The organism is Pseudomonas sp. GW822-FHT03F08 (assembly GCF_058801265.1).
The window spans coordinates 400,110-419,962 of the sequence record NZ_JBXANC010000005.1; the positions used below are offsets into that span (position 1 = coordinate 400,110).

At 61.0% G+C, this 19,853-nt stretch carries 16 protein-coding genes; 8 read left to right on the forward strand and 8 right to left on the reverse strand.

The window, feature by feature from the left end:
* Positions 1 to 97 precede the first annotated feature (97 nt).
* The 8 genes from AC1RME_RS15245 (at position 98) to cobA (ending at position 11,567) form a co-directional block, all read left to right on the forward strand.
* Entirely contained in the window at positions 98 to 1,309 is a 1,212-nt protein-coding gene (locus AC1RME_RS15245; RefSeq protein WP_096822512.1) for a CmpA/NrtA family ABC transporter substrate-binding protein, read from the forward strand.
* Positions 1,310 to 1,324: 15 nt separating this feature from the next.
* Positions 1,325 to 1,900 (forward strand): ANTAR domain-containing response regulator, encoded by a 576-nt coding sequence (locus AC1RME_RS15250; protein WP_007916390.1) that lies wholly within the window; start codon positions 1,325 to 1,327, stop codon positions 1,898 to 1,900.
* Between the two features lie 220 nt (positions 1,901 to 2,120).
* Positions 2,121 to 3,332, forward strand: coding sequence for a nitrate/nitrite transporter (locus tag AC1RME_RS15255; protein WP_096822513.1), 1,212 nt, complete (start codon positions 2,121 to 2,123; stop codon positions 3,330 to 3,332).
* A gap of 7 nt (positions 3,333 to 3,339) precedes the next feature.
* Positions 3,340 to 5,010, forward strand: a complete 1,671-nt coding sequence (locus AC1RME_RS15260) for a bifunctional protein-serine/threonine kinase/phosphatase (RefSeq protein WP_096822514.1) — start codon at positions 3,340 to 3,342, stop codon at positions 5,008 to 5,010.
* Between the two features lie 309 nt (positions 5,011 to 5,319).
* Positions 5,320 to 7,773: a nitrite reductase large subunit NirB gene (gene nirB, locus AC1RME_RS15265; protein WP_085732400.1), complete on the forward strand. Its 2,454-nt coding sequence runs from the start codon at positions 5,320 to 5,322 to the stop codon at positions 7,771 to 7,773.
* A complete protein-coding gene (nirD, locus tag AC1RME_RS15270) occupies positions 7,770 to 8,087 on the forward strand; it encodes a nitrite reductase small subunit NirD (RefSeq protein ID WP_064586764.1) in 318 nt (105 codons plus the stop codon). Before nirB ends, nirD begins: the two co-directional genes overlap by 4 nt.
* On the forward strand, positions 8,087 to 10,801 hold the full coding sequence (locus AC1RME_RS15275; RefSeq protein WP_096822515.1) for a nitrate reductase: 2,715 nt from the start codon (positions 8,087 to 8,089) through the stop codon (positions 10,799 to 10,801). The genes nirD and AC1RME_RS15275 overlap by 1 nt, the downstream gene beginning before the upstream one ends.
* Before the next feature lie 13 nt (positions 10,802 to 10,814).
* Positions 10,815 to 11,567 carry a uroporphyrinogen-III C-methyltransferase gene (gene cobA / locus AC1RME_RS15280; RefSeq protein WP_096822516.1) on the forward strand — a complete coding sequence of 251 codons (753 nt, stop codon included), beginning with the start codon at positions 10,815 to 10,817 and terminating at the stop codon, positions 11,565 to 11,567.
* Positions 11,568 to 11,642: 75 nt separating this feature from the next.
* Here cobA and AC1RME_RS15285 read toward each other — a convergent pair whose 3' ends face one another.
* The 8 genes from AC1RME_RS15285 to ppsA form a co-directional block, all read right to left on the reverse strand.
* Complete coding sequence (locus tag AC1RME_RS15285) at positions 11,643 to 12,692, reverse strand: OmpA family protein (protein ID WP_096822517.1); 1,050 nt, start codon at positions 12,690 to 12,692, stop codon at positions 11,643 to 11,645.
* Between the two features lie 107 nt (positions 12,693 to 12,799).
* Positions 12,800 to 13,390 carry an RNA polymerase sigma factor SigX gene (sigX, locus tag AC1RME_RS15290; RefSeq protein ID WP_011333251.1) on the reverse strand — a complete coding sequence of 197 codons (591 nt, stop codon included), beginning with the start codon at positions 13,388 to 13,390 and terminating at the stop codon, positions 12,800 to 12,802.
* 90 nt (positions 13,391 to 13,480) lie between these two features.
* Positions 13,481 to 14,305: a mechanosensitive ion channel family protein gene (locus AC1RME_RS15295; RefSeq protein ID WP_065259736.1), complete on the reverse strand. Its 825-nt coding sequence runs from the start codon at positions 14,303 to 14,305 to the stop codon at positions 13,481 to 13,483.
* Positions 14,306 to 14,307: 2 nt separating this feature from the next.
* Positions 14,308 to 14,556: a CrfX protein gene (locus AC1RME_RS15300; RefSeq protein ID WP_085700244.1), complete on the reverse strand. Its 249-nt coding sequence runs from the start codon at positions 14,554 to 14,556 to the stop codon at positions 14,308 to 14,310.
* A 63-nt stretch (positions 14,557 to 14,619) separates the two neighbouring features.
* The gene (locus tag AC1RME_RS15305) at positions 14,620 to 15,615 is read right to left on the reverse strand and encodes a zinc transporter ZntB (RefSeq protein ID WP_085732397.1); all 996 of its coding nucleotides are present in this window, start codon (positions 15,613 to 15,615) and stop codon (positions 14,620 to 14,622) included.
* A gap of 25 nt (positions 15,616 to 15,640) precedes the next feature.
* Entirely contained in the window at positions 15,641 to 16,132 is a 492-nt protein-coding gene (gene rraA, locus AC1RME_RS15310) for a ribonuclease E activity regulator RraA (RefSeq protein WP_096822518.1), read from the reverse strand.
* Between the two features lie 226 nt (positions 16,133 to 16,358).
* Positions 16,359 to 17,348 carry an alpha/beta fold hydrolase gene (locus AC1RME_RS15315; RefSeq protein WP_096822519.1) on the reverse strand — a complete coding sequence of 330 codons (990 nt, stop codon included), beginning with the start codon at positions 17,346 to 17,348 and terminating at the stop codon, positions 16,359 to 16,361.
* A 93-nt stretch (positions 17,349 to 17,441) separates the two neighbouring features.
* On the reverse strand, positions 17,442 to 19,817 hold the full coding sequence (gene ppsA, locus AC1RME_RS15320) for a phosphoenolpyruvate synthase (protein ID WP_096822520.1): 2,376 nt from the start codon (positions 19,815 to 19,817) through the stop codon (positions 17,442 to 17,444).
* Between the last annotated feature and the right edge of the window lie 36 nt (positions 19,818 to 19,853).

Here is a 19,853-nt window from a genome sequence, read left to right on the forward strand (position 1 = left end):
CAGGCCAATGACGGCAGGCAGGCAAGGACAATGGCGTCGTCACCGGGTTTTGCCTCGACAAAGTCCGTGACGACGTTTTTTTTGAGGATGGCTTTTCATGACTCAAACCTCCATCGGGCCACTGGCCTGGGTCAACGGCAGCGATGCCCCGGAAAAAAGCGCGATCAACCTCGGCTTCATGGCCCTGAGCGACTGCGCTTCGGTGGTGGTCGCCGCTACGCAGGGCTTTGCGCAGCCTTACGGCCTGACCCTGAACCTCAAGCGCCAGAGTTCCTGGGCCAACCTGCGCGACAATCTGGTCAGCGGCGAACTCGATGCCGCCCACAGCCTGTACGGTCTGATCTACGCGGTGCACTTGGGCATCGGTGGCGTCGCGCCGACCGACATGGCGGTGCTGATGGGCCTGAACCAGAACGGTCAGAGCCTCAACCTGTCCCACGGTTTGCAGAGCCTGGGCGTGACCGGTCCTGAGGCGCTGGACCGCCACGTGCACCAAACCCGCGCAAGGCTGACCTTTGCCCAGACCTTCCCCACCGGCACCCACGCCATGTGGCTTTATTACTGGCTCGCAAGTCAGGGCATCCATCCGTTGCAGGATGTCGACAGCGTGGTCGTACCGCCGCCGCAAATGGTCGCGCACCTGCAGGCCGGTCGCATCGACGGTTTCTGCGTGGGCGAGCCGTGGGCCGCCAGCGCGGTGCAGCAGAATCTCGGCTTCACAATAGCGACCAGCCAGACCATCTGGCCCGACCATCCGGAAAAAGTCCTCGGCTGCACTCGCGCCTTCGTCGAGCAATACCCCAACACCGCCCGCGCACTGGTGATGGCGATCCTCGAAGCCAGCCGTTTCATCGAAGAGAGCCCGGAAAACCGCCGCAGCACCGCGCAGCTGCTCAGCGCCGCCGAGTATCTGGACGCCCCGGTTTCCTGCATCGAACCGCGTTTTCTCGGCGATTACGACGACGGTCTGGGCAATCGCTGGCAGGACCCGCACGCCCTGCGCTTTCACGGCGATGGCGCGGTGAACCTGCCGTACCTGTCGGACGGCATGTGGTTCATGACCCAGTTCCGCCGCTGGGGGTTGCTGCGCGACGACCCGGACTACCTCGCCGTCGCCCGTCAGGTGCAGCAACTGGCGCTGTACCGCGACGCGGCCAGCGCTGTCGATGTGCCGGTCGGCACCGAGGACATGCGCAGCAGCCAGTTGATCGACGGCAAGGTCTGGGACGGCAGCGACCCAGCCGCCTACGCGCAAAGTTTCAAGCTGCACGCGTTGAGCAACAACGCCCCCCTTCTCGCCCGCCGCTGACAGGAGACCGCGAACATGCTGCGCATTCTGCTGATCAACGACACCGCCAAAAAAGTCGGGCGCCTGAAAGCTGCGCTGACCGAGGCCGGTTTCGAGGTGATCGACGAGTCCGGCCTGACCATCGACCTGCCCGCGCGCGTCGAAACGGTGCGCCCGGACGTGATTCTGATCGATACCGAGTCACCGAGCCGTGATGTGATGGAACAAGTGGTGCTGGTCAGCCGCGACCAGCCCCGGCCGATCGTGATGTTCACCGACGAGCATGACCCTGGCGTGATGCGTCAGGCGATCAAGTCCGGGGTCAGTGCCTACATCGTCGAAGGCATTCACGCACAACGCTTGCAGCCGATTCTCGACGTGGCCATGGCCCGCTTCGAAAGCGATCAGGCCCTGCGCGCCCAGCTTCAGGCCCGCGACCAGCAACTGGCCGAGCGCAAACGCATCGAACTGGCCAAGGGTCTGTTGATGAAAATGAAGGACTGCAACGAAGAAGAGGCCTACACCCTGATGCGCCGCCAGGCCATGAGCCGCCAGCAGAAACTGATTCAGGTGGCGGAGCAGATTATTGCCATGAGCGAGTTGCTCGGCTGAGCTGGCACAGATCTCGCTAAGCAATCCCTACAGGTAACCAACGGCGGTTGCCCCACCCACGACAAAGACGTCGCTCACCTTCTTCGCCCCTTTCGGCGATCCGGGTAGCGGCGTTTTTGCGTTTTGGCCCCATTGACCGGGGCCGGTGGTGCGGCCGTGGCGGCGCCCCACTGTGCTGGTTCTGACTCCTTCTCGAGATTCTCTACCGCTGAGGTGCGCGATGAATAAAAGCTTCTGGAAATCCGGCCACACCCCGACCCTGTTCGCGGCCTTCCTGTATTTCGACCTGAGCTTCATGGTCTGGTACCTGCTCGGCCCACTGGCGGTGCAGATCGCCGCCGACCTGCACCTGACCACCCAACAACGCGGCCTCGTGGTGGCCACGCCGATTCTCGCTGGTGCGGTACTGCGCTTTGCGATGGGCATGCTTGCCGATCGCCTGTCGCCGAAAACCGCCGGTCTGATCGGTCAAGTGATCGTGATCTGCGCGCTGTTCGGCGCCTGGAAACTCGGCATTCACAGTTACGAACAGGCCCTGCTGCTTGGCCTGTTCCTCGGCATGGCCGGCGCTTCGTTCGCCGTGGCGCTGCCGCTGGCCTCGCAGTGGTATCCGCCGCAGCATCAGGGCAAGGCGATGGGCATCGCCGGCGCCGGTAACTCCGGCACCGTGTTCGCTGCGTTGATCGCCCCGGTACTGGCCGCGTCGTTCGGCTGGAGCAACGTGTTCGGTTTCGCCCTGATTCCGCTGATCCTGACGCTGGTGCTGTTTGCGTGGCTGGCGAAAAACGCGCCGGAGCGACCAAAAGCCAAATCCATGGCCGACTACTTCAAGGCCCTGGGCGACCGCGACAGTTGGTGGTTCATGTTTTTCTACAGCGTCACCTTCGGCGGTTTCATCGGCCTGGCCAGCGCCCTGCCCGGCTACTTCAACGATCAATACGGTTTGAGCCCGGTCACCGCCGGCTACTACACCGCCGCCTGCGTGTTCGGCGGCAGCCTGATGCGGCCGCTGGGTGGCGCGCTGGCTGACCGTTTCGGTGGAATTCGCACGCTGTTGGCGATGTACACGGTGGCCGCAGTTTGTATCGCAGCGGTCGGCTTCAACCTGCCGAGTTCCTACGCGGCACTGGCACTGTTCGTCTGCACCATGCTCGGTCTCGGCGCCGGTAACGGGGCGGTGTTCCAACTGGTGCCACAACGCTTTCGCCGGGAGATCGGCGTGATGACCGGGCTGATCGGCATGGCCGGCGGCATCGGCGGTTTTGCCCTCGCCGCCGGTATGGGCGCAATCAAACAGAGCACCGGCAGCTATCAACTGGCGCTGTGGTTGTTCGCCAGTCTTGGCGTATTGGCGTGGTTCGGCCTGCACGGCGTCAAACGTCGCTGGAGAACCACTTGGGGCTCGGCGGCCGTGACCGCTGCCCGGGTCTGAGGCCTGCATGGCCCTGCAACTGAGCTTCGCTGAAGCCAGCGCCACCGGCCCCCGCGCGGAGAATCAGGACGCCCTGCGCCTGGTCACGCCGGCCCCGGCGCTGGCCGCCAGCAAAGGGTTTCTGTTCGCCATCGCCGACGGCGTCAGTCAGTGCGCCGATGGCGGTCTGGCTGCGCGCTCGACCTTGCAGGCGCTGGCGCAGGACTACTACGCCACCCCGCAGACCTGGAGCGTGGCTCAGGCGCTGGATCGCCTGTTACTCGCGCAAAACCGCTGGTTGCAGGCCAATGGCGGCGGCCAACCGTTGCTGACCACCGTCAGCGCACTGGTCCTGCGCGGCAGACGCTTCACGCTGGCGCATGTGGGGGATTGCCGGGCCTATCGCTGGCACGCCGACACCCTGCAGCGCATCACCGAGGATCACGTCTGGGAGCAACCGGGCATGCAGCACGTGCTCAAACGCGCACTGGGCCTGGACCAGCATCTGGTGCTGGATTTTCTCGACGGCGAACTGCGTGAAGGCGAAAGCTTCGTGCTGCTCAGCGACGGTGTCTGGGCCGCGCTCGGCGACACAACCATCGCCGGGATCCTGCGTGATCAACCGGATCTGCACAGTGCGGCACAAACACTGGTCAACGCCGCGCATCTGGCCGGCAGTCAGGACAACGCCAGTGCCTTGCTGGTGCGGGTGGATGCCGTGGGGGAAGCGAGCATCGGCGATGCGCTGATCCAGTTGCAGCAATGGCCGCTGCCCCCATTGCTCAAACCGGGCCAGACCTTCGAAGGCTGGCAGGTGCAAGGCATCGTCGGCCAGAGCCAGCAATCGTTGCTGTATCGCGTCCTCGATAGCCAAGGCCAGGCGTGGCTGTTGAAAACCTTGCCCACACGGCTGGCGGACGATGCCCACGCAGGCCAGGCCTTGCTGGCGGAAGAATGGTTTCTCAAACGCGTGGCCGGGCGACATTTCCCTGAAGTCCATAGCGCCAGTCAGCGTCAGCATTTGTACTACGTGATGCGTGAATATTCGGGGATCACACTGGCGCGTCTGTTCGAGCAAAGCGGTCCGCTGCCACTGGCTCAGTGGCAGGATGTGGCCGAACGTCTTTTGCGGGCCGTCGGTTTGCTGCATCGGCGGCAGATTCTGCACCGCGACATCAAACCGGAGAACCTGCTGCTGGGGGATGACGGTGAATTGCGCCTGCTGGATTTCGGTCTGGCGTATTGCCCCGGTCTTTCGCAGGACACACCGTCGACGCTACCGGGAACCCCGAGTTTCATCGCTCCGGAGTCCTTTCGGGGTGATGCGCCCGAGGCTCGCCAGGATCTGTATGCGGTGGGCGTGACGTTGTATTTCCTGCTCACCGGGCATTTCCCCTACGGAGAAATCGAAGCCTTTCAGCGTCCGCGTTTCGGGGTGCCGGTAAGTGCAGCGCGTTATCGACCGGATCTGCCGGAATGGCTGGCGCAGTGTCTGGAACGTGGCGTCTCGGCTGATCTTCTGCAACGCTATGAAACCGCCGAGGAATGGCTGCTGACGCTGGAACAGGGTGAACGCCGCAGCCTGAATGTACGCCCTCGCCCCTTGCTCGAACGGGAGCCACTGAAAGTCTGGCGGACACTGGCGTTGCTGGCACTGCTGGGCAATCTGGTGCTTATGTTTCTGTTGTTTCATGGCTAATCCAGCGCTCCATTAACGGGCGTGCCGCTTCCATTCAGTGCAAAAACCACAATGAACATCTGGCCAATTCCAGCACTACCCCAGTGAATTCGGGGCTCACCGCGACTTGGCACAAGCACTGCATTAACGTTTTCAACTGACATAAAGCCCGACCTTCAACGACGAAGGCCAGGCTTCCCGAGAGAACGGGACAAGGACAAAGGCGTCCTCGCTAGGTAACTGGCGGGACGCCTTTTTTGTTTGCGCCATTTTTGTCGAGCAAGGCCTGACTGCCCACAAGAGGCACGCCCGAAGCTTGCGGAGAACCTGATGAAAAAACTCAAACTGGTGATGATCGGCAATGGCATGGCCGGGGTCCGTACCCTGGAAGAATTGCTCAAGCTGAGCAACGAGCTGTATGACATCACGGTCTTCGGCGCCGAACCGCACACCAACTACAACCGCATCCTGCTGTCGCCGGTGCTGGCCGGCGAACAGACGTTCGAAGAGATCGTGCTCAACGATCTCGACTGGTATCTGCAAAACAACATCAAACTGCTGCTCAACCGCAAAGTGGTGGAGATCGACCGGGTCAAGCGCCGGGTGATCGCCGAAGACGGCACCGAGGCCGAATACGATCGCCTGCTGATCGCCACCGGCTCGACCCCGTTCATCCTGCCAATCCCCGGCAACACCTTGCAGGGCGTGATCGGTTACCGCGACATCGCCGACACCCAGGCCATGATCGACACCGCCAAGACCCACAAGCACGCCGTGGTGATCGGCGGCGGCCTGCTCGGCCTCGAAGCGGCCAACGGCCTGATGCTGCGCGGCATGCACGTCACCGTGGTGCACCTCGGTGAATGGCTGCTGGAGCGGCAACTGGACAAGACCAGCGGCCAGCTCCTGCAAACCGCCCTCGAATCCCGTGGCCTGCACTTTCGCCTGTGCGAACAGACCCAGGCCCTGCACGACGCCGGCAACGGTCGCGTCGGCTCGGTGCAATTCAAGAACGGCGACATCATCCCCGCCGATCTGGTGGTGATGGCCGCCGGCATCCGCCCCAATACCGAACTGGCGGAAAAGGCCGGCATCCCGTGCAACCGCGGGATTCTGGTCAACGACACTTTGCAGACCTACGACCCGCGCATCTATGCCATCGGCGAATGCGCCAGCCACCGTGGCATTGCCTACGGCTTGGTGGCGCCGCTGTTCGAACAGGCCAAGGTCTGCGCCAACCACCTGGCGCAACTGGGTTTCGCCCGCTATCAGGGCTCGGTGACTTCGACCAAATTGAAAGTCACCGGCATCGACCTGTTTTCCGCTGGCGATTTCATGGGCGGCGAAGGCACCGAGACCATCACCCTCTCCGACCCGATCGGCGGGGTGTACAAAAAACTGGTGATCAAGGATGACGTGCTGGTCGGCGCCTGTCTGTACGGCGATACGGCAGATGGTGGTTGGTATTTCCGGCAGATTCGTGAGAATCACGCCATCGGCGAGATCCGCGATCATCTGATGTTTGGTGAAAACGCCCTCGGCGACGTAGGACATCAGGGCCAGGACAAAGCCATGAGCATGGCCGACAACGCCGAAGTCTGCGGCTGCAACGGCGTGTGCAAGGGCACCATCGTCAAGGCGATTCAGGAACACGGCCTGTTCAGCGTCGACGAAGTGAAGAAACACACCAAGGCGGCCAGTTCCTGCGGCTCCTGCGCCGGTCTGGTCGAGCAGATCCTGATCAACACCGTCGGCGGCGCGGCGGATGTCAAACCGAAAAGCGAAAAAGCCATCTGCGGCTGCAGCGACCTCAATCACGGCCAGATCCGTCAAGCCATTCGCGAGCAGCACCTGCTGACCATCGCCGGCACCATGAGCTACCTCAATTGGCGCACCCCGAATGGCTGCGCCACTTGCCGCCCCGCCCTCAACTACTACCTGATTTCCACCTGGCCCGGCGAAGCCAAGGACGATCCGCAGTCGCGCCTGATCAACGAGCGGGCCCACGCCAACATTCAGAAGGACGGAACCTACTCGGTGGTGCCACGGATGTGGGGCGGCGTGACCAACCCGTCGGAACTGCGGCGAATCGCCGACGTGGCGGACAAATATCAGGTGCCAATGGTCAAGGTCACCGGCGGCCAGCGCATCGACTTGCTGGGGATCAAGAAGCAGGACTTGCCGGGGGTCTGGAAAGACCTCGACATGCCGTCCGGCCACGCCTACGGCAAATCCATCCGCACCGTGAAAACCTGCGTCGGCAGCGAGTTCTGCCGCTTCGGCACGCAGAATTCGACCCAGTTGGGCATCGACCTCGAACATGACCTGTTCAACATGTGGTCGCCGCACAAAGTGAAGCTGGCGGTCTCCGGATGCCCGCGCAACTGCTCGGAAGCAGGGATCAAGGACGTAGGAATCATCGGTGTCGACTCCGGCTGGGAGATGTACATCGGTGGCAACGGCGGGATCAAGACCGAAGTCGCCGAGTTCTTCGTCAAGCTCAAGACCGCCGAGGAAGTGCGCGAATACAACGGAGCGTTCCTGCAGCTGTACCGCGAAGAAGCCTTCTACCTCGAACGCACCGTGCACTACCTGCAACGGGTCGGCATGGAGCACATCAAGAAAGCCGTGCTGGAAGATCCAGAGCGCCGCAAGGCCCTGAACGAACGCCTGCAATTTTCCCTGTCATTCGAACAGGACCCGTGGAAAGAGCGCCTCGCCCAGCCGCAACTGAAGAAAGAATTTGACGTGATCCCCGTGAAAAACCTGGAGGTGCCGGCATGAACTGGCTCGATATCTGTGCCCTGGAAGAGATCAATGCCCTCGGTTCGCGGATCATTGCCGGGCCCAAAGGTGACATCGCGATCTTTCGCACAAGTGACGATGAGGTTTTCGCACTCGATGACCGCTGCCCGCACAAGGGTGGCCCGTTGTCCCAAGGTCTGATCTACGGCAAGCGCGTGGCCTGCCCGCTGCACAACTGGCAGATCGACCTGCAATCCGGTGAAGCCCAGGCGCCGGACATCGGTTGCGCGCACCATCACCCGGCCCGGGTCGAAAACGGCCGCGTCCAGTTGGCCCTGCGGGACGCCGTCTGATGAACCGCCAGACGACCGCCTCGACCTGCTGCTATTGCGGGGTCGGCTGCGGCGTGCTGATCGAGCATGACGGCGAGCGCATCCTCGGCGTCAGCGGCGATCCGGCGCACCCGGCCAACTTCGGCAAACTGTGCAGCAAAGGCTCGACCCTGCACCTGACCGGTGACCTGACAGCGCGCGCGCTGTATCCGGGATTGCGCTTGGGCAAAGGTTTGGCGCGCAGTCGTTGCGACTGGGACACCGCGCTGGAGCACGCCGCCAACGTGTTCGCCGAAACCATCGCCGAACATGGCCCGGACAGCGTGGCGTTCTACATCTCCGGGCAGTTGCTGACCGAGGACTACTACGCCTTCAACAAACTGGCGCGGGCGCTGGTCGGCACCAATAACATCGACAGCAACTCGCGGCTTTGCATGTCTTCGGCAGTGGTCGGCTACAAGCGCAGCCTCGGCGCCGACGCGCCACCGTGCAGCTATGAAGACCTGGAACTGAGCGATTGCGTGATGATCGTCGGCAGTAACATGGCCTACGCCCACCCGGTGCTTTTTCGTCGTCTTGAAGAGGCCAAATCCCGTCGTCCGCAGATGAAAGTCATCGTCATCGACCCACGGCGCACCGACACCTGCGATCTTGCCGACCTGCACCTGGCGATTCTGCCGGGCACCGATGTCGCGTTGTTCCATGGGATTTTGCATCTGTTGTTGTGGGAAGACTGGATCGACCGTGACTTCATCAAGGCTCACACCGAAGGCCTCGCCGAGCTGAAAAGCCTGGTGCGTGATTACACCCCGACGATGGTTTCGCAGCTATGCGGGATCAGCGTCGAGCAGTTGCAGCAATGCGCCGAATGGGTCGGCACCGCGCCGAGTTTTCTGTCGCTGTGGTGCATGGGCCTGAACCAGTCCACCGCCGGCAGTGCGAAAAACAGCGCGCTGATCAATTTGCACCTGGCCACCGGGCAAATCGGCCGACCGGGCGCAGGACCTTTCTCCCTGACCGGTCAGCCGAATGCCATGGGCGGGCGGGAAACCGGCAGCCTCTCCAACCTGTTGCCCGGTCATCGTGAGGCTGCCAATCCGGAGCACCGCGCAGAAGTGGCGGCGTATTGGGGCGTAGATTCGCTGCCGGAAAACACCGGGCTCAGTGCCATCGAACTGTTTGAACACGTGCGCAGCGGCAAGATCAAGGCGCTGTGGATTGCCTGCACCAACCCGGCGCAATCGATGCCGGACCAGAATGCTGTGCGGGCTGCGCTGGAGGCTTGTCCGTTCGTGGTGTTGCAAGAGGCGTTTCGCACCACCGAAACCGCAGCGTTTGCCGATCTGCTGCTGCCGGCGGCCAGTTGGGGCGAGAAGGAAGGTTCGGTGACCAACTCCGAACGGCGGATTTCCCACGTGCGCAAAGCCATAGTCGCACCCGGTGAAGCACGATCGGACTGGGTGATCACGGTGGATTTCGCACAACGCCTGGAGAAACGCCTGCGCCCACAACAGCCGAGCCTGTTTGCGTTTGACCGCCCCGCGCAGTTGTTCGATGAATTCAAAGCGCTGACCCGTGGCCGCGATCTGGACGTGTCCGGCATCAGCCACGAGTTGATCGATGAAATTGGCCCGCAGCAATGGCCGTTTCCTGAGGGCGCCCGACAAGGCACTCCGCGACTGTACTGCGACGGCATATTTCCTACGGCCAGCGGTCGCGCGCAGTTTGTTGCCGATCCCTATCGCGCTGCAAAAGAGCAACGGGACGCGCGTTTTCCACTGACCCTGATCACCGGTCGCCTGCGTGATCAATGGCACGGTATGAGCCGCACTGGCACGGCGGCGCAGTTGTTCGGGCATGTCAGCGAAGCTGTGCTGAGCCTGCACCCGGACGAATTGCGTCGGCACCGTTTGCAGCCGGGGGATCTGGTGAGTCTGAAGAGCCGCCGGGGCGCGGTGATCGTGGCGGTCGGCAGCGATGACAGTGTGCGTCCGGGCCAGGCCTTTTTGCCGATGCACTGGGGCGATCGCTTTCTCAAGGGCGGCGTGAACTGCCTGACCCTGCCCGCCTTCGATCCCTTGTCGAAGCAACCGGAACTCAAGCACAGCGGGGTACGTCTGGAACCGGTGAATCTGCCCTGGCAGCTTTTCGCACTGATCGAGGGCGATGTTCAACGGCACTTTGAGGCGCTTCGACCGCTGTGTGAGGCGTTTTCCTACGCCAGCCTCAGCCTCGTCGGTCGCGAGCGTCCGGCGCTGCTGATACGCGCTGCCAGCGCCGCCGCACCCGAGCCGCAGTTGCTGCGCGAAATCGACCAGTGCCTGGCCCTGATCGACGGTCCGGTACTGGCCTATGACGATCCACGCCGGGCCATCGGCAAACGGGTACGCATCGAGAACGGGCGAATCACGGCCATCCGCCTCGCTGGCGAAACCCTCGCCCAGCATTGGCTGCAAGGCTTGTGGCTGGAGGGCCGCGCAGACGAACAACTGCGGCGCTGGCTGCTGGCGCCGATGAGTGCGCCGCCGGGTAATGCCGGTGTGCAGAGCGTTGCTGACAAGACCCTGTGCAATTGCAAAAACGTCAGCCACAGCGCGGTCTGCGCCGGCATTCGAGAAGGTCTGGATTTGCAGGGTTTGAAAAACACACTGGGCTGCGGCACGCAATGCGGTTCCTGCGTCCCGGAAATCAAGCGTTTGCTGGCCGCCGAAGCGCGGCCGGTCGCCGTCATCTGAAGAGGAAAACACCATGAATGCAAAAGTCTGGCTGGTGGGCGCGGGTCCCGGCGATCCTGAATTGCTGACGCTCAAAGCCGTGCGGGCCTTGCGCGAAGCGGATGTGGTGCTGATCGACGATCTGGTCAACGACGCGGTGCTGGAGCACTGCCCGGCTGCGCGGATCATTCCGGTCGGCAAGCGCGGCGGCTGTCGTTCGACACCACAGGCATTCATCCATCGGCTGATGCTGCGTTATGCGCGCCAGGGCAAATGCGTCGTTCGTCTCAAGGGCGGCGATCCCTGCATCTTCGGCCGTGGTGGCGAGGAAGCGCAGTGGTTGCGTGAGCGCAGGATTGAAGTGGAGCTGGTCAATGGCATCACCGCCGGACTGGCCGGGGCGACGCAGTGTGACATTCCGCTGACTTTGCGCGGCGTAGCGCGGGGCGTAACGCTGGTCACTGCGCACACTCAGGACGACAGCCAATTGAACTGGCAGGCGCTGGCGCAAAGCGGCACGACGTTGGTGATCTACATGGGGGTGGCCAAGCTCAGCGAGATTCGTGAGCAATTGCTGGCAGGCGGGATGGCGATGGAGACGCCGGTCGCGATGATCGAGAACGCATCCCTGCCACAGCAACGGGAATGCCGGAGCGATCTGACGGGGATGGAGGAAGCGGCCTGCAGGTTTGAGCTCAAGAGCCCTGCCATTCTGGTGATTGGTGCGGTCGCTGCTTCTGCAGAGCAATCCGCTTCACTGGCGTGGCCAGCCGACCAGTCGGCCTGATCATCTGGTTTTCACCAAATCGCAGACAAAGAAAAGCCCGGCATAAGCCGGGCTTTTCTCAAAGCGGCGAGCTAATTACTTAGCTTGAGCTTCAACCTGCGCTTCTACGCGACGGTTAACAGCACGACCAGCTTCGGTTTTGTTGTCAGCAACTGGGCGGGATTCGCCGTAGCCAACCGAACCAACGCGGGACGATTCAACACCGTACTGGTTAACCAGAACTTGTTTAACGGCGTTTGCACGACGCTCGGACAGTTTCTGGTTGTAAGCGTCAGGACCGACGTTGTCAGTGTGACCTTCAACAGTGGTGCGAGTCGATGGGTACTGCTTCATGAAGTCAGCCAGGTTTTTGATATCGCCGTAGCTGTTTGGCTTGACGACCGACTTGTCGAAGTCGAATTTCACGTCCAGCTCAACACGAACAACTTCAGCAACTGCCGGGCAGCCATCAGCGTCAACAGTTACGTTGGCTGGGGTGTCTGGGCACTTGTCAACGTTGTCGCAAACGCCATCGTTGTCGCTGTCGGAGCAGACTTCAGCTGGTGCTGGAACTGGAGCAGCAGCAGGCTTGTTGCCGCCACCGAAGTTCACACCCAGACCGATTACTGGAGCGTAGTTCCAGCGACCGTTGTCCAGTTTGTAGTCAGCGTCTACACCAGCACGGGCGTAGAAGTTTTCAGCGAAGTAGTACTTAACGCCAGCGCCAGCAGTCAGGTAGGTCGACTGATCGCGACCGGTGTGGCCGTCAGCAGCTACGTTGGTCAGGCTGCCGTGCTTCACACCGCCAGCAACGTAAGGACGCAGAGCGTCACCAGCGTTGTTGAAGTGGTACTGAGCGTTCAGACCGAAGTTGTCGCCACCCAGCTTCTGGCTGCCGGTGCCGTCGTTCGAACGGGTGTGGTTGTTCTTGTCGTAGGTCAAGTTCAACGATACGTCGTCGGTCAAGAAGTAACCGATAGAGGCGCCTGGGTTGAAGCCGTCTTCGACATGGTTAACGCTGTCGTTGTACTGCTTCTTGTAGAACAGTTCGCCTTCAACTGCGCCTTGGCCTTGTGCCAGTGCGCCGAACGAAGTAGCGGCAATCAAAGAACCAATGGCCAAGCCCAAGGTGTTTTTCAGTTTCATCCGTTAAATCCCCATCTGGTGATTGTGAAGCAGTCCCGCAAACCGGGGGACAACTCGGCGGCAAGTCTATCAGAACTTGCCTACACGTAAGAGATATTTGCGCTGAACTAAGTTTCAGCAATGCCTGCAAATTTCTCACGCAATTTATCTAGAGCACGTTTGTACCGCATTTTTGTAGCACTCAAACCCATGTGCATGATGTCTGCGATCTCCTGAAATTCCAGCTCTGCGACAAATCGAAGCACCAGAATTTCACGGTCAATCGGGTTCACATACACCAGCCAGCGATCGAGTCCGCCCTTCTCCTCGGGTTTCGGCGCCTTTTCTTCAGACGCTTCCTCGAGGGGGTCAAGACTCAGTGCGTCCATCAAGCGACGCTTTCGCCGTTCCTTCCGATACTGCGTGATGCATTCGTTGTAAGTGATGCTATATAGCCATGTCTTGAACTTCGATTTCCCCTCGAAGTTCTTCAGGCCGTACAGCACCTTCAACATCACTTCCTGACAGACATCGTCTGCGTCGCGATCGTTCCCAAGATACCGCGCACAAACGTTAAATAATGTTCGCTGGTAACGCCGCATCAGTTCTTCATAGGCGCGCGTCACGTGAAACAGCTCGGTATGCGAGCGCGCGACCAACTCCTCATCAGAGAGCTCGCGGGGGTCGTAGCGCGTGGATAGCGTTTGGGCTTTATTCAAAACAAGTCGTGCCGACAGTCAGGTCAATGTCCACCGCTGCCAGCATCAGCTGGCATTTTGCGGCGGCATACATTAGCAGGGTTTGCCGGGTTAGCGGCTACTCACATGCTGTTCCAGCAGGATCCGATTGGAGAGTGAGACTAGCTCACCCTCATCGGTCAGCAATGTAGTCTTAACCGTGCCGATCTCTTCGATCTGGCCTTCGACCTCGCCAACACGCACTTGTTGCCCAACCTGATACAACTCACGCACATAGATTCCCGCAAGAATCTGACCGGCAATTTCCCGGCTTCCCAGGCCCATGGCCAGCGCAACCGCCAGACCAACGGTAATCAATACGATGACGATCACATGGTTCAGCAGGTCGGTCTTGACCTCGAGCTGACTGATCGCGACCGAGATACTGATGATGATCACCAGGCCCTGGGCAATTCGCCCAAGCCCTGAAGCGTAGTCCAGACCAACGCCTTCTGCCGCACCGCGCACCAGACCGTTGGCCAGCTGCGCCAGCAATACACCAACCAGCAGCACCAGGGCTGCGCCGAAAACTTTCGGTACATACAGCGCCAGCATGTCCAGCGTAGCTGAAACCCGCTCAAGCCCAAGGGATTCTGCTGCAGAAACCAGGAAAATCAGCAGAACGAACCAATACACGATTTTTCCGATCAGGGTCGAGATCGGCACTTGCAGTCCTGCACGGGACATCAATTTGGTCAGCCCGGTGCCGCCCATCAGGCGATCCAGACCGAGTTTGGCGAGCAGCTTGGACAGCAGCGTGTCCAGCAACTTGGCCACCACGAAGCCCAACAGCAGCACCACCAGTGCGCCGAACAGGTTCGGGATGAAATTAGCGACTTTGGTCCACAACGCAGTCATTGCCGTGACGAGGCTCTGAGTCCAGAGATCAAGTTCCATATTCAATCAGCCTTATCAGCAGTGCGAGCGGTAGGTTTACGGAGACGGGAAACCGGCGCGACATGGGCCGAGCCGTTGTTCAGGGCGATCATCAGCGCGGGCAGCCAGCGGCCCAGCAGGCTGAACAGATCGCCGGCGCCGACCTGGCGGTTGGCGGTTTTGAGTACGCGGCCCAGACAGGCGTCGTCGTCGCGGCCGGACGGCGAGGCGTTGAGCATGTCGCGCAAAGACTGTTCAAACGGATCGTGCATACGCACCTCTCGTGATGTCTGTGAAAGACGCGGGCAAATTTGGTCGGGTCACATGGCGCATCGTCATACCCAGCGCAAACGGCGGAACAACCACCATTGTCCGAGCGCCACCGAGACCATCAGCAGGCACGCCACAAGGAATCCGTAGGGGCTCCCGGAAAGCGGAATTCCGCCGACATTGATCCCCAGCAGGCCGGTGAGAAAACTCATCGGCAAAAAGATCCCGGTGATGATTCCGAAGCGGTACATCGTGCGATTCATGCGCACGCTCAAACGCCGGTCTTCGGTGTCCAGCACAAGCCCCACGCGCTCTCGGGTCAATTCGAGCTCTTCGAGATAGCGGGTCAGGCTGTTGTTCAATTCGTTCCAGTAGTCGGCGTCGTCATCGACGAACCAGGGCAGTTTTATCCGCGTCAGCTGTCCGAAAATATCCCGCTGCGGCGCAAGAAAACGCTTCAGTCCGGCCGCCCTGCGACGGATGTGCAAAATGGCACCGTGCTCGGGAGTATACCGTTCGTCGGCATCCAGTTTTTCTTCCTCTTCATCGACCACTTCCGAGAGGCAAGTGACCAGATCCTGCACCTTGTTGGTGAGGTATTGAGCGAGATAGAGAATGAGTTCGGACGAGGTTTTCGGGCCTTTGCCCTCCCCCAGCATCGCCAACAGTTCATCGGTGGCGCGCAATGGGCGCAAACGCAGGGAAATCACACGCTGGGCCGAAGCGAAAATCCGTACCGACACCATGTCTTCCGGTTCGGCACCCGGATTGAGATTGACCCCGCGCAAAAACAGCAGCAATTCGGAATCGGGCAGCGGCAACAGCCGTGGGCGAGTGTTCTCTTCCAGCAGCAGGTCGCAGGTGAATTCGTTGAGTCCGCTGGATTTGCGCAGCCAGGTCTGGGTCTGCGGGTGACTGCGATCCCAGTGCAGCCACAGGCTTTCGTGTGCCTGCAGCTGCAAACTGTCGAGATCAGTCCGGGCTATCGAACGCGCACCGCCTTTACCGTCCAGCACCAGGGCATGCACCAGCCCCCATTGCGCGTTTTCTTCCTCGAACATCCTCACCCCAGTGCTTACCGCGATTTTATTCAGGCATCTTCAGCGGGCTCGGCGAGATGATCACGCCGTTGTTGTCCGCATAGATGTATTGGCCCGGATGAAACGTGACACCCGCAAACGTCACCGGCACGTTGAGGTCGCCGAGACCGCGCTTGTCGGTCTTCTTCGGGTGGCTGGCCAGCGCCTGGACACCGAGATCGGTCTGGGCGATGACGTCCACATCGCGGATGCAACCGTAGATCACCAGCCCTTCCCAACCGTTTTTCGCGGCTTTCTCGGCGATCATGTCACCCAGCAGCGCGCAGCGCAGGGAACCACCGCCATCGACCACCAGCACCTTGCCGTTGCCCTTGAGTTCGGCTTGTTCCTTGACCAGCGAGTTGTCTTCGAAGCACTTGATGGTCACGATTTCGCCGCCGAAGGAATCACGGCCGCCGAAATTGCTGAACATCGGTTCCAGCACCTGCACCAGCTCCGGATAGGCGTCGCACAGGTCAGGCGTAAGGTAATGGTTCATCGAAAAACTCCTGTAACAAGGAAGACGATCAAGGATGTCGCACTCTTTTGAAACGAGTCCCGGCGGTCGCTGTTTACCTTAGTCCATGCAATGGTCGCTGACCGAACCTGAACAAAGGCTGAAACGTAATAGCGAAACAGTCACTAAATATGACCAGAACCGTCCAATGCGTCATATCTTAGCCGCAAGCCGACTCGAACGAAATGCCCTTTTCAGCGTGTTCCGATCACACCGCCGCTGCCAGATCGGGCTTTTCGCCCAGCAACGGCGAGTGCTGATCCGCCAGCCAGCGCGCAACCAATGGCCAGACTTCAGCCTGGGCGGCCTTGCTCACCAACATCTCGACATGACCGAAATTGTCGTTGAAGCCCTGCTCGCGTCCCAGATTGATGAATTGCTTGTGCTCGGAACCGATCTGATCGAACAGTTTGCGACAGGCCCACGCCGGATCCTGATGATCGCCAGCCGCCGTCACCGCCAAGACAGGCACCTGAACATCGGCGAGCCCCGCCCACCAATCCTTGTCCTTGTCGCCAAAACGCCCGAACAGGCCGTACCAGCGCATGCTTTCCAGCGCCAGGCCGATCGGCTCATCTTCGGGGCCACGCTTGAGCCGCGAGCCAGACAACTGGGCAAAACGCTTGAGAATGAAGCGTCCGCTCCACTCCACCGGCGGAATTTTCAACGGCCAGTACGTACGGCTGACCTGCGTGCCGAAAAACGCCGCCGACGCCACGGCCGGTTCACCGAGGTATTCGCCGCCCAGCGCTGCCGCCAGGGTGATGCCGCCCAGCGAATGACCGATCCAGTGCGGAACCTGCCCGCTCTGCTCACGCACGAACGCGGCGATGGCCGGCAGATCGTAACGGGCGTAGTCGGCGACGCGGTTGCGGCGGTAGTCCTCGTTACGCTGGGACAGGCCGTGGCCGCGCATTTCCGGGATCCACACATCGAAACCCAGACGCGTCAGGTAGGCGCCCAGCCCCAGCCCTTTCGGGGAGAACCAGAAGCGCCGATTGGAAAAGCTGCCATGCAGCAAAATCACCGGTACGCCGCGTGTCGCCGGTTCATCGGCCATGCCGAGACGGGTCACCGCGATTTCCACGGACCAGTCAGGGCTGTTGCCCGGTTTCAAGCGGTATACGTCTTCGCTCAGATCACCGCGTCGTTCGGCGCTGATCAGGGCGACAGGAAATAGGTCACTGCTGCTTTGCATAATGCTCTTGCACAAAAAAGGGCGGCATCCGGAGAGCTCGCCCTACTTGAATCCTAAAGAGGCCGGTCAGGGACCGACCTCTTCACTCACCGATCAGGCCTGCGCCTGACCCTCAGCCAGGAAGAACCAGGTTTCCAGCACGGAGTCCGGGTTCAGCGAAACGCTTTCGATGCCTTGTTCCATCAGCCACTTGGCGAGGTCCGGGTGGTCCGAAGGACCCTGACCGCAGATGCCGATGTATTTGCCGGCCTTGTTGCACGCGGCAATCGCGTTGGCCAGCAGCTTCTTGACCGCCGGATTACGCTCGTCGAACAGGTGCGCGATGATCCCGGAGTCACGGTCCAGACCCAGTGTCAGCTGAGTCAGGTCGTTGGAACCGATCGAGAAACCGTCGAAGAATTCGAGGAATTCTTCGGCCAGGATCGCGTTGGACGGCAGTTCGCACATCATGATCACGCGCAGGCCGTTGTCGCCACGGGCCAGGCCGTTTTCGGCGAGCAGATCGACCACCTGGCTGGCTTCGCCCAGGGTACGGACGAACGGCACCATGATTTCGACGTTGGTCAGGCCCATCTCGTTGCGCACGCGTTTCAGCGCACGGCACTCGAGTTCGAAGCAGTCACGGAACGATTCGCTGATGTAACGCGACGCGCCACGGAAGCCCAGCATCGGGTTCTCTTCTTCCGGCTCGTACAGTTTGCCGCCGATCAGGTTGGCGTATTCGTTGGACTTGAAGTCCGACAGGCGCACGATGACCTTCTTCGGTGCGAACGCCGCCGCCAGGGTGCTGATGCCTTCAACCAGTTTTTCGACATAGAAGCCGACCGGATCGTCGTAGCCGGCGATGCGCTTGTCGACGCTGTCCTTGATTTCCTGTGGCAGGCCGTCGTAGTTCAACAGTGCTTTCGGGTGGACGCCGATCATGCGGTTGATGATGAATTCCAGACGGGCCAGGCCCACGCCGGCGTTCGGCAGTTGCGCGAAATCGAAGGCGCGGTCCGGGTTGCCGACGTTCATCATGATCTTGAACGGCAGCTCCGGCATGGCGTCGACGGAGTTCTTCTTGATGTCGAAGCCCAGTTCGCCTTCGAAGATGTAACCGGTGTCGCCTTCGGCGCAGGACACGGTCACGCCCTGGCCATCTTTCAACAACTGGGTGGCGTTGCCGCAACCTACAACGGCTGGAATCCCCAGTTCACGGGCGATGATCGCCGCGTGGCAGGTACGGCCGCCGCGGTTGGTTACGATGGCGCTGGCGCGCTTCATGACCGGTTCCCAGTCCGGGTCGGTCATGTCGGAGACCAGCACGTCGCCCGGCTGGACTTTGTCCATCTCGGACACGTCGCGGATGATCCGCACCTTGCCGGCGCCGATGCGCTGGCCGATGGCACGGCCTTCCACCAGCACGGTGCCGGTTTCTTTCAACAGGTAACGTTCCATGACGTTGGCCTGAGTGCGGCTCTTCACGGTTTCCGGACGGGCCTGCACGATGTACAGCTTGCCGTCGTCACCGTCCTTGGCCCACTCGATGTCCATCGGGCAGCCGTAGTGCTTCTCGATGATCATCGCCTGCTTGGCCAGTTCGCTGACTTCAGCGTCGGTCAGGCAGAAACGCGCGCGCTCGGCCTTGTCGACATCAACGGTCTTCACGGAACGACCGGCCTTGGCCTCGTCGCCGTAGATCATCTTGATGGCCTTGCTGCCCAGGTTGCGGCGCAGGATTGCCGGGCGACCGGCCTCCAGCGTGCCCTTGTGGACATAGAATTCGTCCGGGTTCACCGCGCCTTGTACGACTGTTTCGCCCAAGCCGTAGGCGCCGGTGATGAACACCACGTCACGGAAGCCGGATTCGGTATCGAGGGTGAACATCACGCCGGCGGTGCCGGTTTCCGAACGCACCATGCGCTGCACGCCGGCCGACAGGGCGACCAGTTTGTGGTCGAAGCCCTGGTGCACGCGGTAGGAAATGGCACGGTCGTTGAACAGGGAAGCGAATACTTCCTTGGCCGCGCGGATGACGTTTTCAACGCCACGGATGTTCAGGAAGGTTTCCTGCTGACCGGCGAACGATGCGTCCGGCAAGTCTTCGGCGGTGGCGGAGGAACGCACGGCCACGGCCACGTCAGGATTGCCGGCCGACAGCGCGGCGAACGCGGTGCGGATCTCGGCATTCAGTTTTTCAGGGAATTCGGCTTCCATGATCCATTGGCGGATCTGGGCGCCGGTCTTGGCCAGGGCATTGACGTCATCGACGTCCAGGGCATCGAGGGCCTTGTGGATCTGATCGTTCAGACCGCTCAGTTCCAGGAAGTCGCGATAGGCCTGCGCCGTGGTGGCGAAGCCGCCGGGGACCGAAACACCGGCACCGGCCAGGTTACTGATCATCTCGCCCAGGGATGCGTTCTTGCCCCCCACATGCTCAACATCGTGTTTGCCGAGCTTATCGAGGGAAACTACGTACTCTACCAAGGTGATCTCTCCACTAACTGTGTTGGAAAAGCTCAG

Excerpts from the sequence above, each read along its gene's own strand:
- AC1RME_RS15245 (WP_096822512.1), top strand. The coding sequence starts at position 98 with ATGACTCAAACCTCCATCGGGCCACTGGCCTGGGTCAACGGCAGCGAT.
- AC1RME_RS15250 (WP_007916390.1), top strand. The coding sequence starts at position 1,325 with ATGCTGCGCATTCTGCTGATCAACGACACCGCCAAAAAAGTCGGGCGC.
- AC1RME_RS15255 (WP_096822513.1), top strand. The coding sequence starts at position 2,121 with ATGAATAAAAGCTTCTGGAAATCCGGCCACACCCCGACCCTGTTCGCG.
- AC1RME_RS15260 (WP_096822514.1), top strand. The coding sequence starts at position 3,340 with ATGGCCCTGCAACTGAGCTTCGCTGAAGCCAGCGCCACCGGCCCCCGC.
- nirB (WP_085732400.1), top strand. The coding sequence starts at position 5,320 with ATGAAAAAACTCAAACTGGTGATGATCGGCAATGGCATGGCCGGGGTC.
- nirD (WP_064586764.1), top strand. The coding sequence starts at position 7,770 with ATGAACTGGCTCGATATCTGTGCCCTGGAAGAGATCAATGCCCTCGGT.
- AC1RME_RS15275 (WP_096822515.1), top strand. The coding sequence starts at position 8,087 with ATGAACCGCCAGACGACCGCCTCGACCTGCTGCTATTGCGGGGTCGGC.
- cobA (WP_096822516.1), top strand. The coding sequence starts at position 10,815 with ATGAATGCAAAAGTCTGGCTGGTGGGCGCGGGTCCCGGCGATCCTGAA.
- AC1RME_RS15285 (WP_096822517.1), bottom strand. The coding sequence starts at position 12,692 with ATGAAACTGAAAAACACCTTGGGCTTGGCCATTGGTTCTTTGATTGCC.
- AC1RME_RS15295 (WP_065259736.1), bottom strand. The coding sequence starts at position 14,305 with ATGGAACTTGATCTCTGGACTCAGAGCCTCGTCACGGCAATGACTGCG.
- AC1RME_RS15300 (WP_085700244.1), bottom strand. The coding sequence starts at position 14,556 with ATGCACGATCCGTTTGAACAGTCTTTGCGCGACATGCTCAACGCCTCG.
- AC1RME_RS15305 (WP_085732397.1), bottom strand. The coding sequence starts at position 15,615 with ATGTTCGAGGAAGAAAACGCGCAATGGGGGCTGGTGCATGCCCTGGTG.
- rraA (WP_096822518.1), bottom strand. The coding sequence starts at position 16,132 with ATGAACCATTACCTTACGCCTGACCTGTGCGACGCCTATCCGGAGCTG.
- AC1RME_RS15315 (WP_096822519.1), bottom strand. The coding sequence starts at position 17,348 with ATGCAAAGCAGCAGTGACCTATTTCCTGTCGCCCTGATCAGCGCCGAA.